Source organism: Chitinophaga sp. 30R24 (genome assembly GCF_049056765.1).
Lineage (GTDB): Bacteria > Bacteroidota > Bacteroidia > Chitinophagales > Chitinophagaceae > Chitinophaga.
The window spans coordinates 49057-64312 of record NZ_JBJGXX010000008.1 but is presented as its reverse complement, the minus strand read 5'-3'; the positions used below and the strand labels follow the sequence as shown (position 1 = coordinate 64312).

Here is a 15256-nt window from a genome sequence, read left to right as displayed (position 1 = left end):
GTATAATTATGTCTTTTTTCGTAATTTTGGTCATTATGGTAAGAGAACAATTGTACGAGCCGTATTCAATATCTGTTGAAACGATGATTGAATACCCGAAGAGAGTAAGGCAAATCGCCTTTTTTGAATTGGTATTTGTGCTGAATGGGACCGGCAGTCATTGCGTGAATGATAATACATTTGCCTATCGCCCTTGCGATATGTTTTTGTTGAGCCCGGATGACCTGCATGATTTTAAAATTGATACAACAACGGAGTTTTTCTTTCTTCGCTTTAACGATATTTATTTAAAGTCCAATGGGGTTGTTAAAGATAATATCCAGCGGCTGGAATATTTGCTTTATAGTGCCAAACAAGTGCCGGGTTCGGTGGTAAGAAACGTAACCGATAAGCCGTTGGTAAAATCATTGGTAGAGGCTATTATCCGTGAGTCTGTTAACCGTGATACGTGTTGGGACAAGTTAACGTTGGCATTGATCAATGCCTTAGTGGTAATTGTTGCTAGAAATATAGAAAAGTATTTGCCGGAACAATTTACCCAGGAAGATAAAGAAGAAAGGGCATTGGATATTCTCCAATACATCCAGTCCAATATTTATGAGCCAGAATTGATCAAGGCAGAGAATGTAAGTAAGCAGTTTGGTATTTCCATTACCTATCTGGGGCGTTATTTTAAGAAGCAAACCGGAAAAACAATGCAGGATTATATCGCTAATTATAAGATCAAGCTGATCGAGAACCGGCTATTATATAGTTCCATGCGTATGTCTGAGATTGTAGAGGAGCTGGGGTTTTCAGATGAAAGCCATTTAAATAAATTTTTCAAAAAGCATAAAGGCGTAAATCCGTCTGAGTTCAGGAAAAGCTGACTCCTATAATGTAATGTTGAATAGTATGATATTGATAAAGTGGCCGCTCTGGCCACTTTTTTTATGCCCCTTTCACCTATTTATGGTAATGTCTGCTAAAATTGTACAGTTTTGCGTTTATAATGACAAATTTGTACAAAATAAGAGAAAGAATATACAATGGTTGTTTCATTACTTAATCCGAATTTTGTGTCCGACTAACAAAAATAAATAACCGGAGGCGGTACATGGGAAGTAAAGCACGCATACAACGATTAAAAGAGAATACCAGGAGTAATATCCTGAAGGCAGCTCTGCACATCGTGAAGCAAGAAGGGTGGCCAGCCTTAAGCATGAGGAGGATAGCCGAGGAGATAGATTATACCGCCCCCGTTATTTATGAATACTTCACTGGCAAAGAGTCTTTGATGGCCGAATTATCTAATACTGGATATCAATTGCTTGTTTCGCAGATAATAGCGGCAAAAGAAGGCGTAATAAACGCTATAGACCAATGGCAGGCCATGTGGTTGGCTTACTGGCAGTTTGCCTTCGCAGAGAAAGAACTTTACCAGGCCATGTTTGGTATGGAGGTACATTGCAGTAGCTCACAGGAAGTAAACAGAAAGTCAGATGAAGTAGCCGCTTTATTTATGGGCGTTATCAAGGATTTGACGAATGGTAAGAATATAACGGATGAGCAGATATGCACCCGGTATTTAATGTGTTGGTCCGTTATACATGGGCTTATCAGTATTAACCTAGTGAATAAAGTAAAAGCAGTGGAAATAAATCAGCACGTATTACATGAAGCTATTCAGGGAGTAATCACTTCCATCATCAAATAATTTTTTGGTCAATTATTTAACAGTGATAGATAATCTAACATGATTATCTAATCAGGCAAATCATGTTATTCATTTAATAAATCATAAATAGAAAACTACATTTATTACATCTATGGAGGCAAATTCAATAACGGTAACAGCTGAAGTAAATAAACAATCAGTACCGGCAAACAAAAGTATTATTTATATCCTTGCGTTGGGTGTATTTGGTATTATCACTACCGAATTTGGGGTGATCGGGATCTTACCACAGATCGCTGAGCATTTTCACGTAACGATTGCCCAGGCGGGCTGGCTTTTGAGCGCCTTTGCATTAACGATTGCTTTTACTGGTCCGTTTATCACCCTTGCGGCAGCAGGCGTGAACCGGAAAATAGCACTTGCTTTTGTATTGGTGGTTTTCATTATTTCGAACTTGCTGTCTGCAGTGGCGCCGAGCTTTTGGATATTGCTTTTTGCCAGGGTATTGCCGGCATTTTTTCATCCCATTTTCTTTTCAGTGGCTATGGCTACTGCAGCGCTTTCCGCAAGACCAGGCGAGGCTCCTAAAGCAGTATCTATTGTGTTTTCAGGTGTGAGTATAGGAACTGTGCTCGGTGTACCCGTAACAGTATTCTTTGCAGACCTGTTCGATTGGCATGCTGCCTTTGTGGTTTGCTCTGTGTTAAACCTGTTGGCATTAACCTTCCTGCTGAAATTTCTGCCTTCTATGCCAGTGAAACGTAAAGCGTCTTTCGGCAGTCAGGTGAATATTTTAAAACAGGCGAAGATCTGGTGGAACATTGCTACCGCTACGCTGATCATCGCGGGAATGAGTACCAGTTATGGCTATATGGCAGAGTACCTGAAAGAGATTATACATATGGATGGAAAAGCCATCAGCTTGACAATGTTCCTTTTTGGCGCCGCCGGCGTAATCGGTAACCTGTTAGTAGGCCGGTTGCTGAGCCGGGATATGAAACGTACTGTGTTTACTTTCTTCGCGGCATTAATGATCATACAAGCGTTATTGTTTGTAGTGAGCGGCTATTATTATGCAGCCTTCCTGGTAACAATTGTATGGGGCCTTATTCATACAGGTGGTTTTTTACTGGGACAAACATTGATCACCAGCGCAGCGCCGGAAGCGCCGGAATTTGGCAGCAGCATTTTTGTGTCGGCCGGTAACCTGGGCTTTTCCCTGGGCTCCATCATTGGTGGTGCGGCTATCGATTTGGTTGGCGTTGCAAAACTACCGGTAATCAGTATAGGTGTATTGTTAGTAGCGTTATTGATCAACGTGATATCACATACATCTAGCCGTACTAATTAATAAAATAAAATTAATCACACTAATAAATAAGATGAATCATTTTATGAAACAGCTAACATTTTCAACGATTATATTGATAGCAGCCCTTCTGGCAGCATGTTCTTCCGGAACGCCTGCTGCTACCACTACTACAGCTCCATCGCTGCCGGTGGCCACAGTTACCACAGCTACAGCAGAAGTCTATAATGAATATCCTGCTACAATAGAAGGTACAGCAGAAGTGGAAATACGCCCGCAAGTAGGCGGCATACTGGAGAAGATATATGTGGATGAAGGTGCGTATGTAACTGCCGGACAACCGTTGTTCAAAATCAACGATAAAGTATACCGCGAACAGTTCAATAACGCAAATGCCGGTTTACTGGCAGCACAGGCAGCTGCAGCAAATGCGCAGTTGGAAATCGATAAATTGAAACCACTGGTGCAAAATAAAGTAGTGTCAGACCTGCAACTGAAAACTGTAGAGTCAGATTACAATATGGCACAAGCAAGGGTGAAACAAGCCGAAGCTACCCTGGCAGATGCGCAGATCAATATGGGCTATACCACTATTAAAGCGCCATCTTCCGGTTACATTGGCCGGCTCAATAAAAAGGTAGGTAGCCTCCTCGCTGTAACAGATGCCCAGGAGCTAACCACTTTATCTGATATCAAAGAAGTACACGTGTATTTCTCTTTAAGTGAAAAGGAATTCTCTCTCTTAAAAGAGCAATTGCCAGGAAATACTATTGAAGAGAAATTCAGAAAAGCAAAACCAGTATCCCTGGGTTTGGCAGGAAATACAGTATATCCTGAAACCGGCCGGTTGGACATGGTGAACGGTTCATTCGATAAGAATAGCGGCGCAATTACGATCAGGGCCAGCTTCCCGAACGACCATGGCTTATTGCGCTCCGGTAACACTGGTAAAATAAAGCTGAGTTTTATCCAGGATAACGTTATGGCCATTCCTCAATCAGCTACTACTGCTATACAAGATAAAATATTTGTGTTTGCGTTGGGAGATAGTAGTAAAGTACGTAAGCAGCTGGTGGGCATTGCCGGAAAATCTGGTAATAGTTATTTAGTGAAGGATGGTTTGAAGAATGGTGATAAGATTGTGCTGGAAGGCATTGAAGGTTTGCAGGATGGCACCGTGATCCAGGCGGCAGCTGTTGCTAAGCCAGTGGCACAGGCAAGTAAATAATAAATAAAGTTCCCGGCGATGCCGGAAAAGTATTGGCTGGGCGCCTGCAAATATGATGTAGACGCCTGGTCCGGGGGATCTTTTGTCTCTCTTGTAATGACATTAAATTAAAAATATCATGTTTAAGCGATTTATAGAACGACCGGTATTGGCCACCGTGGTGTCCATTATGTTGGTCATACTCGGAATTGTAGGCCTTACGGGCCTGCCTATACAAATGTTTCCGGATATTGCGCCTCCTACTGTACAGGTAAAGGCCTTTTATCCAGGCGCTAATGCCGAAACCATTCTCCGCGCCGTGGCGCCTCCTATGGAGGAAGCAATCAATGGGGTGGAAGATATGATCTACATGAGCTCTTCTGCTACCAACGACGGCTCCTTGGTGATCAGCGTATACTTTAAGCTGGGAACCAATCCCGACCAGGCAGCAGTGAATGTACAGAACAGAGTGTCTTCTGCTACCGGTCTTTTGCCGCCGGAAGTAGTGCAGGCAGGTATTACTACCAAAAAGGCGCAAAATGGATTGATTATGGGGGTGAACGTGTATAGTGAAGATGAAAAGCTATTCGACAAAACGTTCATCGCCAACTATGCCCAGATCAATATCCTGCCTGAAATACGGAGGGTACCAGGCGTGGGCGAAGTGAGGATCATTGGCGCCAGCAAAGATTATTCTATGCGCGTATGGTTAAACCCCGCTCAGATGGCTGACTATCATTTAACGCCTGATGATGTTGCTGCTGCTATCCGCAGCAGGAACTTGGAAGCGGCTCCCGGCCGTTTTGGGGAAGGCAGCGATGTAGCCTTCGAATATGTGATCAAATACAAGGGTAAAAATAGTGATCCACAGGATTATGAAAATATGATCATCCGCCGTAACGACGATGGTACTGTATTAAGACTTAAAGACGTGGCACGGGTAGAATTAGGCGCTTACACCTATGGTACTTTCAATACCTTAAGTGGTGCAGATCCTAACTTCAACGATAAACCGGCGATCACTGTTGAAATCCTGCAATTGCCTAACTCCAATGCACGTGATATCCAGGTGCAAATAGAAAAGTTAATGCAGAAGGCCTCTAAAAGTTTTCCTAAGGGGCTTAAACAGCAAACAATCTGGTATTCCAAACATTTATTGGACCAGTCTATAGAACAAGTGATACATACATTGGTAGAAGCATTTATACTGGTGTTCATCGTTGTGTTCATTTTCTTACAGGATTTCCGGTCTACCCTGATTCCTGCTATAGCCGTACCCGTAGCCTTGATTGGAACGTTCTTTTTCATGTCGGCATTTGGGTTCTCTATTAACCTGCTTACGCTGTTTGCACTGGTGTTGGCCATCGGTATTGTGGTGGATGATGCCATTGTGGTGGTGGAGGCCGTCCATGCCAAAATAGAACATAAGAAACTAACGGCGCGGTATGCGACCTTATCGGCCATGCATGAAATTACGCCGGCCATTATTTCGATTACGCTTGTGATGGCGGCTGTATTCCTGCCGGTTGGTTTTATGAAAGGGTCTGCCGGTGTGTTTTACAGGCAGTTTGCCTTTACATTGGCTATCGCCATTTTCATTTCGGCAATCAATGCGTTAACGTTAAGTCCTGCTTTGGCGGCCTTATTCCTGAAAGGCGTACATCCTTCTGATGCAACCGGTCATAAAAGTGGGTTTAAACAACGGTTCTTTACTGCATTTAACGTAGGCTTCGAGAATGTTACCCATAAGTATATAGGTGGTCTTAAATGGCTCATTAAACATAAATTTGTAAGTCTTGCCGGTTTGGCATTGGTGATAGTAGTGACAGGTGTCCTGGTCAATAAAACACGTACAGGTTTCATTCCTTCGGAAGACCAGAACTTTGCCGCAGTATCCATTACCCTTCCGCCAGGATCATCCCAGGAAAGGGCCATGGAAGTAGTAAAACAGGTGAACGAACTTCTGGTACCTATGGAGTCTATGAAGAGCTTTACCCAGATCTCCGGTTTGAATATCTTTACCGGGGCTACCAGTCCTTCTTCTGCAGTAGCATTTTATGTACCTAAAGACAATCGTGGTAAACTCAAGGACCTCAACGATATCATGAGCGAAATGCGTAAGCGTTTGGCTGTGGTTAAAGGGGCTAATATCATTGTATTTACATTGCCTACTGTACCCGGATTTGGTAACGTAGATGGTCTCGACTTCGTATTGCAGGACCGTACCGGTGGTAGGTTGGACCAATTTAGCGGTATCGCTACCAAGTTCCTCACGGAATTGAATAAACGAAAAGAAATTGCGTTGGCATATACTGCTTTCCGGGCCGACTATCCACAGTTGGAAATGGTGATCGATGAAGAAAAAGCTGCCCAGTTAAGGGTAGAAGTAAAAGATGTGGTGCAAACCATGCAGACTTACTACGGTAGTCAGCAGGTATCCGACTTTAACCGTTTCGGTAAATACTATCGGGTAATGTTGCAGGCTGATAAAGCAGATCGTACCGATCCTTCTTCACTGAACGGGATAGAGGTGAAAAACAGTCTGGGAGAAATGATCCCGATCAGCACCCTTATCACCTTGAAACCAGTGCTGGGTCCGGAAACCTTAACAAGGTATAATCTGTATAATTCTATTCAGATGAATGCCAACCCTAATAAAGGCTATAGTACCGGAGACGCGATTAAAGCCGTGGAAGAAGTAGCGGCTCAAACACTGCCCATGGGCTATTCTTACGAGTTCTCAGGGGTTACCAGGGAAGAAATCATATCAGGTGGACAGTCTCTTTTTGTCTTCCTGTTGTCTTTACTGTTCGTATACTTCCTGTTGTCTGCACAGTATAACAGCTATATATTGCCGTTGGCAGTGCTCTTATCTATACCTACAGGAGTAATCGGGGTATTTGCTGCAATTGGCATTGCCGGTATAGAAAACAACATTTATGTACAGGTGGCCCTGATCATGCTGATCGGATTGTTGGCCAAGAATGCCATCCTGATTGTTGAATTTGCTGTGCAGCGAAGGCATGCCGGGCAAACGTTGTTATCATCAGCGCTGGAAGCTGCCCGCTCACGTTTACGTCCTATTATCATGACGTCTATCGCCTTTGTAGCGGGTATTATACCGATGATGCGGGCTACTGGTCCGTCTGCGGCAGGTAACCACTCTATCAGTATAGGCGCTGCCGGTGGTATGATCACTGGTGTACTGTTGGGCGTATTCATAATACCGGTATTGTACGTTGTATTCCAGTACCTGCATGAAAGGGTTTCTCCTAAAAAAGTAGAGGAAGCTCCTCATCATGAACTGGCAGCCGAACACATTTAAATTGAATAAAATGAACTATCATAAAATTAATATACTGGCTTTACTGTTGCTGTTGGTGGTGGCGTGTGCAGTACCAAAGCCAGCCACCGATACCACCTCTGCTGTACCCGCCACTTTCCGTGGTGATACTACTCCGGTAGACATGCAGCAGGAAAGCATAGCCGACCTTCCCTGGAAATCGTTTTTAACTAATCCAGAACTGGCGGCGCTGATAGATACCGCTTTAATAAAGAATAATGATCTGCAGATAGCCATTAAAGGCATTGAAGCGGCAGATGAATTATACAAAAAGGCTAAACAAGGTTATTTGCCTACGGTAGGATTTGGGGTAACAGCCAGTAACAGCCTTCCTTCAAAGAATAGCCTTAATGGCTTAACAGCAGATCAGTTCCTGCACACCAAAAGCCTGAATGATTATAATGCTTCCCTGGGTATTTCCTGGGAAGCAGATATCTGGGGAAAGGTGAAAAACAGGAAAGGGGAAGCCCTGGCTCAATACCTCAAAACACTGGAAGCCCGCAAGGGTATCCAGACTATACTGGTAGCAGCTATCGCCAATGGGTATTATAACCTGCTGATGTTAGACCAGCAACTATTGATTGCTAAAAAGAACCTGGCCCTCAACGATAGCACCCTGGAAATGGTGAGGTTGCAATATGCTTCTGCCCAGGTAACTTCTTTGGCAGTAGAGCAGCAGGAAGCGCAGCGGTTGGCTACTGCCCAATTGATCCCTAAACTGGAACAAGACGTTAGCGTGCAGGAAAATGCATTGAGCGTACTGATGGGCATACCGCCACAAGCGATTGGCAGATCAGGTAAACTGAACCATCTGGAATTGCCGGCTACGGTGGCAGCAGGCCTGCCAGCTGCTATGATGAGTCGCCGGCCGGATGTAAAAAGCAATGAGCTGGAATTACAGGCTGCCAGCGCCAGAATTGGCATTGCGCGGGCTAATATGTATCCTTCCCTCACTATTTCTGCCCAGGGAGGCATCGACGCTTTAAAGGCCAGTAATTGGTTTAATATACCTGCTTCCTTGTTTGGAATTGTAGCAGGTAGCCTAATGCAACCCATTGTACAGAAACGGGAGCTCAAAACCCAGTATAATGTGGCCGTTATACAAAGGGAGCAAGCAGTGCTTCGCTTCCGTCAGTCGATATTAACCGCTTCCCAGGAAGTGGCAGATGCCCTCGTGAAAATTGATAAACTGGATAAGCAGCAGGCAATTGCTGTTGTTCGTGTAGATAAATTGCAACAGGCAGCAACGAATGCTAATCTGCTGTTTGCTGCGGGTAAAGCCAACTATTTAGAGGTGATCACTGCACAGAGCAGGGAGTTATCAGGAGAATTGGAACTGGCAACAGTAAGAAGGGAACAGTTAAGCGCTGCCATAGACCTGTACCGGTCTTTAGGTGGAGGTTGGAAATAAGTGATCAGGCACTATGAACAATGAAAAGGGGGCGTTCGGCGTTGGCTGGACGTCCCTCTTTTTTAATTATAACCATGGAAATAGCTTTTGGGTTATTTATTTTTCCGGAGAGGTAATCGCGCCAAACAAGGTATTTTTTTTGCGTGTTAATGAAAGAAGGAATATGATCCCACAAAAAAATGTAGGTATGAAAGCGATGCTCCTGTTAACCGACTTTTCCGATGCCGCTTTCCGGGCGGCGGAATATGGTAGTAACCTGGCTGGATTTTTACACGTTGATAAGTTGATATTGTATCATACATACCGTACAATTGCGGAAGGTATAGAGTTTCCTGTGCCTTCACCTAAGGTAAGCGGGCAATTATATCTCGAAAATATGCAAGCTTTAGCGGCGATGCAAGACCAGTTGAGAATGGTGGTAGCGGGGGATATAAGTTATGAGCTATTGGCAGAAGATGCTTTTTTGCCGAAACGGATTAATCAGTTATGTAAAGAACAGGGGGTAGAAATTATTGTGATGGGCGTATCCGGAAAATCGAACAAGGACGGCTTGTTTATGGGAGCTAATACATCGCGGCTGCTGAAAGCGAGCAAATACCCGGTATTAATTGTGCCTAAAGATACGTATGTGAGCGGTAGTGTGAAGAGCGTTGTTTTTTCTACAGATTTCCAGGAACTGCCATCAGCAGCGGCAAACCAGCTTTGCCGTTTTCTGGACGCCGTGGAAGCAAGTGTGCATGTGGTGAATGTATCACCTGAAATTGCAGAGCAATATCTTACTAAAAATAAGGTGCATCTGGAATGGCTACGTCAATTACTTGAAAAATATCATCCAGACTTTCATTATATTGTTGGTAATGATGTAGTGAAAGGTATTTTAGATTTTTCCAGGGAACATCACGTATCGATGATGATAACAGTGCCGCGCCAACACGCTTTTTTATCTGCCATCTTTCATAAAAGTATCTCCAAAGAACTGGCATATAATACGCAACTGCCGTTATTGTCGCTACCTGCTAGATAGTGGAGTCTTTCTTTTTGGCCCGGCTTAAAAATTCGGGCGTTACACCAATAAATGCTGCAATTTGTTTCTGGGGTAGTACCTGTAAAGCTTCGGGATACCGGTCAATAAACTTTTTATAGCGCTCCAGCGCCGTAAGTACCACATTATCCAGCAGCCGGTCCTGCAGATTGATAAATGCTTTTTCTGCCAGTATACGGAAGAAACGTTCGAAGGTAACACCTATATGATATAGGGCTTCCCTGTCCTCTTTACTGATCACGATAACGTTTGAATCAATGATGGCCTGGATATAAAAATTTCCGGGTTCATTACTATAAAAGGGACGAAGGTCGCCAGCCCACCAACCTTTGGTAGAAAATCCCATGATATGCTCTATACCGCTTTTGTCTACCATATAGGTGCGTAGGCAGCCTTTATTTACGAAAAAAGTATTGGCATTGTGTACGCCTTCGTGTAACAAAAACTGTCCTTTTTTAACCGTTTTTAGCTGTGCAACGGCATGCAGTTTTTCGGTTTCTTCTTCCGTTAATGTTACAAACTTCCCGATAGCCTCTTCCAGTAAGGAAAAATCATCTCCCATATTATAACTTATTGAACAAATGTAATGGTTCCAGCTTTCTTAACCTAGGTTAAGACAATTTCATAACCCAGGTTATTGGCCACCCTGGTAGATCTGTTGACCTTTGTTTCACAAAATTAATCACTGATCAATTTAAAATAAAAGTTATGAAAGAAACTACTTTATTAACTCCGGACAATCACGTTTTATTATTGATAGATCATCAGTACCTGCAATTGCTGACCATCCGTTCGCATGAAGCCGCTACTGTTATTAATAACACGGTAGCGCTTGCGAAATCCGCTAAAATTTTCCATGTACCTGTGCTATTAACTACTGCTTTTGCAGAAAGACAGGAATTAGTAAAAGAGATCAGGGACATATATCCTGAACAAACGCCGATAGATAGAACAACGCTCAATTCCTGGGAAGATGAACGGGTAGTGGAATGGGTGAAAGGCACGGGTAAAAAAAAGCTGGTAATTGCCGGACTTTGGACAGAAGTTTGTTTACAAATGCCAGTGCTCTCTGCGCTGGCAGATGGCTATGAAGTGTACTTCGTTACAGACGCTTCCGGAGGAGCTACCTTAGAAGCGCATCAGATGGCAGTTCAACGTATGATACAAGCTGGCGGTATCCCTATTACTACCTGGTCTTATGTTAGTGAATTGCAACGCGACTGGAGCCGGGAAGAAACTGCGGGAGCAGTAACCAAGTTATTTGAAGAACATGGCGGAGGATTTGGCCAGGGACTTCGCTGGGAATGGCAGTTGCTCAACCTGAAAGAAGGTACCCGCTAAAAGTCAACGATAGATATAGTGGCTGTATCATCCAATAAACAGATATAGCTGTCTTTTAAAAAATAATAAATTAATTCATCATGTTATATCATTCCAATAATATATCCCTGTCAGATCAGGGGAAATTCAGAATATATTTTCATTTGCCAGGTTTTTCCATTCCAGGTCATACCGATCATGGATACGGCCCTTTGGCTACGGTGGCAGAGTCTTTTATGGACCCTGATACCTGGGTTAAACTACATCAGCATAAAAACGAAGAAATCATTTCATGGGTGCCGGAAGGTGTGATGCGGCATAACGATAAAACAGTAGGAGAGCTGATCACCGATAAAGATCATCTGATGATTATGAATGCAGGTAGTGGCTTCTGGCATGAAGAGAGAACACTGGCTACTGATCCGCCGTTACGTATGTTGCAGATTTTTGTGCGTCCTTACGCCCTGGATCTCAGTCCCGGTATACAGCACAAGCCATTGGCCCCTGGTAGGAACAATGAATGGAGAAATATTTTTGGACCTGTAGGTTCAGACTTTTATGTAAGGAACGATATACAAATGCACGATATCCGGTTAGATAAAGGAACTACCACACAGTTTCCTGCCAAACCAGGTTATGATACATTCTTTCTTGTATATACCGGTGCTATTAAGGTGAAAGATCAATTGTTCCGCATGCGTGGAAATGGTCTTATCGTGGATGAAACTGGAGTTCTACTGGAAGCGGTAGAAGATACGCTGTTAGTGGCTTTTTCCATTAACCCTAAAGCAGTGATCACGAAAGAAGGAACAATAGGACGTTAATCAAGAATACTTATTTGCATATGGACACAATCAGCATAAATGGTCCTTTGCTGGCGCCGGTAAAAGATGGCGCTCCTAAAGGACTGGTGATATTATTACATGGGTTTGGCGGTAATGGGGAACATATGATAGCCTTAGGGAAAAACTTACAGTCGTATTTTCCCGATCTGGTATTTGCTGCGCCTAATGGCCCTATTACTTTACAACCTTCTTCCCACGCATGGATCAGGCTTTCTATACCAATTACAGATCAGATGCTGCAAGACGGGGCTGTACAGGTAATGCCATCGTTGTTGGAATATATTCAACAACTGCAGCAAAAATTTCAGTTATCCAATAACCAGGTAGTATTATTGGGCTTCAGCCAGGGTGCTATCATGGCGCTCCAGGTGGGTGTATACAGTACTGCCGCTCCGGCTGGGGTGGTGGCGTTGGCCGGTTTTTTACCTGCGCTGGCTTTCAAAGAGAAAGTGATCTCAACACCGCCTGTATTTTTAATCAGTGGAGAAGAAGATACCAAGGTAACGCCACAAATGGTAACACAAACTGCTGTGGGATTACAGCAGGCAGGACTGGCCCCGCAACAGCACCTGGTGCCTGCCATGGGACATGCCATAGATCAACAAGCCTTTGCATTAGTGGTCAATATTTTGAAAAAGATACTGTATCAACTAGTATAGCCCTCGGAATCATTAATTTCTCTATTATAAGGATGTGATTGTTATAGGCATGGTTTACTGATGGGGCTGGCTACCAGAGCTGCAAACTGTTTGAATCAAGCAATTATCAGATTGAATAAGACAGCTAATGGCTCATTAAATCATTGTAACTTTGCGTATTCTTTTATAATAGAGAAATGATGGATAACAAGATACATACGGTAGAAGATTTTTACCGGGATAAATTAAATTGGATGCCAGACAATCTTAAAAGCGATCTGGGGCATTTTAATGTATTCCGGTTGAGTGATTTCATTCAGCATGGCGCTCAATGTACTTCCTATAGCCGTAAAGAATATTTTAAGATCAGCCTGGTATCTGGCCGTAATAAATATGAGTATGCAGATAAAACGATTATGATCGAAGATAATGCGCTCATGTTTTCTAATCCTAATATCCCTTATAACTGGGAAAGGTTAGACGACCAGCAGTCTGGTTATTTCTGCATATTCACAGAGGAATTTTTTCAGCATTTCGGCGCTAAAAAGTTGCACGAATACCCGGTGTTTAGGCCAGGTGGACAGCCTATCTATTTTTTATCAGCAGAACAGCAGAAAAAGGCGACAGACATCTTTCTGCGTATGTTCCAGGAAATAGAATCTGACTACGTGTATAAATACGATGTGTTGAGAACACTGGTATTTGAGCTTACACATGAAGCCATGAGGATGGAACCGGCCACTACTATTTATACGGCCAACAATGCGCATACGCGCATTTCATCTTTGTTTATGGAATTGCTGGAACGCCAGTTCCCGGTTACCTCTCCAATGCAGCGGATGAAGATCCGCATGCCGGTAGATTTTGCCACTCAGCTGGCTGTGCACGTGAATTCGCTTAACAGGGCGTTGAAGGAAACAACAGGTAAAACCACTTCACAATTGATTGCGCAGCGTATATTGCAGGAAGCAAGATCGCTGTTGAAACACACAGATTGGAGCATTTCCGAAATCTCCTGGAGCCTGGGATTTGAAGAGCTGCCACAGTTCATTCATTTCTTTAAAAGGAACGAACAGGTTACACCCGGCACTTTCCGGAGGTAGTGTTTGAATAAAGCAATAAATGGTTTGTTTTACATAACAACCATGGTTGCTTTCCTGATTATCTTTGCATCTCACGCAGAAAAAGGCAACTGCATACTTCTTTCAGCACGGAATTTTACAACAGATGAATTTTGATATAACCGTTGGCGTTAGTACGCCAGCGGATCGGGAGAACTTTTTTTATTAGTCAGTCGCCTTTTCTGCTTTTTCAACTTTTACATACACAGAGATAAAGCTGGTGCGTGCACCGGCCAGGCTTTGCCTTGCCTGTATCCTGCCACGGAATAAATATCTATACAAACAATTCAATTTTTATGCGCAACACGTTTTTTAAACAGCAACACTTATTACTGCTATTGGCAGGCTTTATAACCTTATTGGCTGCCTGCAGTACCGCTGCAACGGATAAGAAAACACCAGTGCCTGCAGCCGCTATACCAGGCATCCCGGTAGATGCCATTGTGCTTAAAGCACAGCACCTCACCGATCAGATGGAAATTTCCGGTACCCTGGCAGCCGTACAGGAAGTGAATATTATGAGTGAGTTAAGCCGTAAAGTAACGGCGGTATACGCCGTGGAAGGTAAACAGGTAAGCGCCGGTTCCTTACTCTTTACTTTAGACGACGCCGACCTGCAGGCACAGCTGGATCAATATCGGCAACAGGAAAAGCTGGCGAAGATCAACGAAGAACGCCTCCGGGACCTGATACAAAACCAGGCGGCCATTCAGCAAGACTACGACCAGGCGCTTACTACTTTAAGGGTATTGCAGGCCCAGATCAGGCAGTTGCAGGTAAATATCGCTAAAACACGCATTGTAGCGCCTTTCGGTGGAAGAATAGGTCTCGTGAATATACATCCCGGCGCACTGGTAACTCCCGGACAAACCCTCACTACCTTGGAAGATAAAAGCAGGGTAAAAATAGACTTCTATATCCCGGAAAAATATTCCAGCAGCTTCCGCTCCGGCGCACCGATCAGTTTTCATGTAGAATCTAACAACAAAACTTATGAAGGCGTCATCATCGCGGAAGAATCCAAACTGAACAATGATACCCGCACCTTACTGCTGAGGGCTATCAGCAATAACGCCGGTGGCGAACTGCTGCCTGGACAAAGTGCGCGGATATCTTTGCACCTCAATGAAGTGAATGATGCGCTGATGGCTCCAAGCCAGGTGCTGATCCCTTCTTCTGAAGGATACAGCGTTTTTGTGGCCAGGAATGGCAAGGCAGAAGTGGTACCTGTAAAAACAGGGGAACGCAATGCCAATACCATACATATCACCGATGGACTGCAAGCAGGGGATACCCTGATTGTTAGCAACCTGCTTCGTTTGTCGGCAGGTACAGCCCTGCATTTTACCGCTATTAATTAATA

The 15256-nt window shown here is 43.8% G+C and carries 13 protein-coding genes; 12 read left to right on the top strand and 1 reads right to left on the bottom strand.

The features are described 5' to 3' along the window. Window positions 1–35 precede the first annotated feature (35 nt). From ACDQ55_RS16190 to ACDQ55_RS16160, 7 genes are all read left to right on the top strand, one after another. Window positions 36–869, top strand: a complete 834-nt coding sequence (locus ACDQ55_RS16190) for an AraC family transcriptional regulator (RefSeq protein ID WP_420982495.1) — start codon at window positions 36–38, stop codon at window positions 867–869. A gap of 227 nt (window positions 870–1096) precedes the next feature. Then, the gene (locus ACDQ55_RS16185; RefSeq protein WP_420982494.1) at window positions 1097–1696 is read left to right on the top strand and encodes a TetR/AcrR family transcriptional regulator; all 600 of its coding nucleotides are present in this window, start codon (window positions 1097–1099) and stop codon (window positions 1694–1696) included. Between the two features lie 112 nt (window positions 1697–1808). After that, the gene (locus tag ACDQ55_RS16180) at window positions 1809–3008 is read left to right on the top strand and encodes an MFS transporter (RefSeq protein WP_420982493.1); all 1200 of its coding nucleotides are present in this window, start codon (window positions 1809–1811) and stop codon (window positions 3006–3008) included. Window positions 3009–3051: 43 nt separating this feature from the next. Beyond that, entirely contained in the window at window positions 3052–4194 is a 1143-nt protein-coding gene (locus ACDQ55_RS16175) for an efflux RND transporter periplasmic adaptor subunit (RefSeq protein ID WP_420982492.1), read from the top strand. A gap of 118 nt (window positions 4195–4312) precedes the next feature. Continuing rightward, entirely contained in the window at window positions 4313–7498 is a 3186-nt protein-coding gene (locus ACDQ55_RS16170) for an efflux RND transporter permease subunit (RefSeq protein ID WP_420982491.1), read from the top strand. Between the two features lie 10 nt (window positions 7499–7508). Continuing rightward, window positions 7509–8927, top strand: a complete 1419-nt coding sequence (locus tag ACDQ55_RS16165) for an efflux transporter outer membrane subunit (protein WP_420982490.1) — start codon at window positions 7509–7511, stop codon at window positions 8925–8927. Window positions 8928–9114: 187 nt separating this feature from the next. Then, window positions 9115–9951: a universal stress protein gene (locus tag ACDQ55_RS16160; protein WP_420982489.1), complete on the top strand. Its 837-nt coding sequence runs from the start codon at window positions 9115–9117 to the stop codon at window positions 9949–9951. Here the strand turns inward: ACDQ55_RS16160 and ACDQ55_RS16155 are convergent. Continuing rightward, window positions 9944–10531, bottom strand: a complete 588-nt coding sequence (locus ACDQ55_RS16155; RefSeq protein WP_420982488.1) for a Crp/Fnr family transcriptional regulator — start codon at window positions 10529–10531, stop codon at window positions 9944–9946. The genes ACDQ55_RS16160 and ACDQ55_RS16155 overlap by 8 nt on opposite strands. A gap of 146 nt (window positions 10532–10677) precedes the next feature. Here ACDQ55_RS16155 and ACDQ55_RS16150 point away from each other — a divergent pair, with 146 nt between their 5' ends. The 5 genes from ACDQ55_RS16150 to ACDQ55_RS16130 all read left to right on the top strand — a co-directional run bounded on the left by ACDQ55_RS16150 (window position 10678) and on the right by ACDQ55_RS16130 (window position 15254). After that, complete coding sequence (locus ACDQ55_RS16150) at window positions 10678–11310, top strand: hydrolase (protein ID WP_420982487.1); 633 nt, start codon at window positions 10678–10680, stop codon at window positions 11308–11310. Between the two features lie 80 nt (window positions 11311–11390). Beyond that, on the top strand, window positions 11391–12113 hold the full coding sequence (locus ACDQ55_RS16145) for a pirin family protein (RefSeq protein WP_420982486.1): 723 nt from the start codon (window positions 11391–11393) through the stop codon (window positions 12111–12113). A 20-nt stretch (window positions 12114–12133) separates the two neighbouring features. Next, complete coding sequence (locus ACDQ55_RS16140; protein ID WP_420982485.1) at window positions 12134–12793, top strand: alpha/beta hydrolase; 660 nt, start codon at window positions 12134–12136, stop codon at window positions 12791–12793. A gap of 176 nt (window positions 12794–12969) precedes the next feature. Beyond that, window positions 12970–13875, top strand: a complete 906-nt coding sequence (locus ACDQ55_RS16135; protein WP_420982484.1) for a helix-turn-helix domain-containing protein — start codon at window positions 12970–12972, stop codon at window positions 13873–13875. Between the two features lie 314 nt (window positions 13876–14189). Continuing rightward, the gene (locus ACDQ55_RS16130) at window positions 14190–15254 is read left to right on the top strand and encodes an efflux RND transporter periplasmic adaptor subunit (protein ID WP_420982483.1); all 1065 of its coding nucleotides are present in this window, start codon (window positions 14190–14192) and stop codon (window positions 15252–15254) included. Window positions 15255–15256: the final 2 nt, after the last annotated feature.

What these genes read in the sequence shown, in the direction of transcription:
- ACDQ55_RS16145 (WP_420982486.1), top strand. Translation starts at nt 11,391, where the DNA reads ATGTTATATCATTCCAATAATATATCCCTGTCAGATCAGGGGAAATTC.
- ACDQ55_RS16190 (WP_420982495.1), top strand. Translation starts at nt 36, where the DNA reads ATGGTAAGAGAACAATTGTACGAGCCGTATTCAATATCTGTTGAAACG.
- ACDQ55_RS16130 (WP_420982483.1), top strand. Translation starts at nt 14,190, where the DNA reads ATGCGCAACACGTTTTTTAAACAGCAACACTTATTACTGCTATTGGCA.
- ACDQ55_RS16185 (WP_420982494.1), top strand. Translation starts at nt 1,097, where the DNA reads ATGGGAAGTAAAGCACGCATACAACGATTAAAAGAGAATACCAGGAGT.
- ACDQ55_RS16170 (WP_420982491.1), top strand. Translation starts at nt 4,313, where the DNA reads ATGTTTAAGCGATTTATAGAACGACCGGTATTGGCCACCGTGGTGTCC.
- ACDQ55_RS16180 (WP_420982493.1), top strand. Translation starts at nt 1,809, where the DNA reads ATGGAGGCAAATTCAATAACGGTAACAGCTGAAGTAAATAAACAATCA.
- ACDQ55_RS16155 (WP_420982488.1), bottom strand. Translation starts at nt 10,531, where the DNA reads ATGGGAGATGATTTTTCCTTACTGGAAGAGGCTATCGGGAAGTTTGTA.
- ACDQ55_RS16140 (WP_420982485.1), top strand. Translation starts at nt 12,134, where the DNA reads ATGGACACAATCAGCATAAATGGTCCTTTGCTGGCGCCGGTAAAAGAT.
- ACDQ55_RS16165 (WP_420982490.1), top strand. Translation starts at nt 7,509, where the DNA reads ATGAACTATCATAAAATTAATATACTGGCTTTACTGTTGCTGTTGGTG.
- ACDQ55_RS16175 (WP_420982492.1), top strand. Translation starts at nt 3,052, where the DNA reads ATGAAACAGCTAACATTTTCAACGATTATATTGATAGCAGCCCTTCTG.
- ACDQ55_RS16135 (WP_420982484.1), top strand. Translation starts at nt 12,970, where the DNA reads ATGATGGATAACAAGATACATACGGTAGAAGATTTTTACCGGGATAAA.
- ACDQ55_RS16160 (WP_420982489.1), top strand. Translation starts at nt 9,115, where the DNA reads ATGAAAGCGATGCTCCTGTTAACCGACTTTTCCGATGCCGCTTTCCGG.
- ACDQ55_RS16150 (WP_420982487.1), top strand. Translation starts at nt 10,678, where the DNA reads ATGAAAGAAACTACTTTATTAACTCCGGACAATCACGTTTTATTATTG.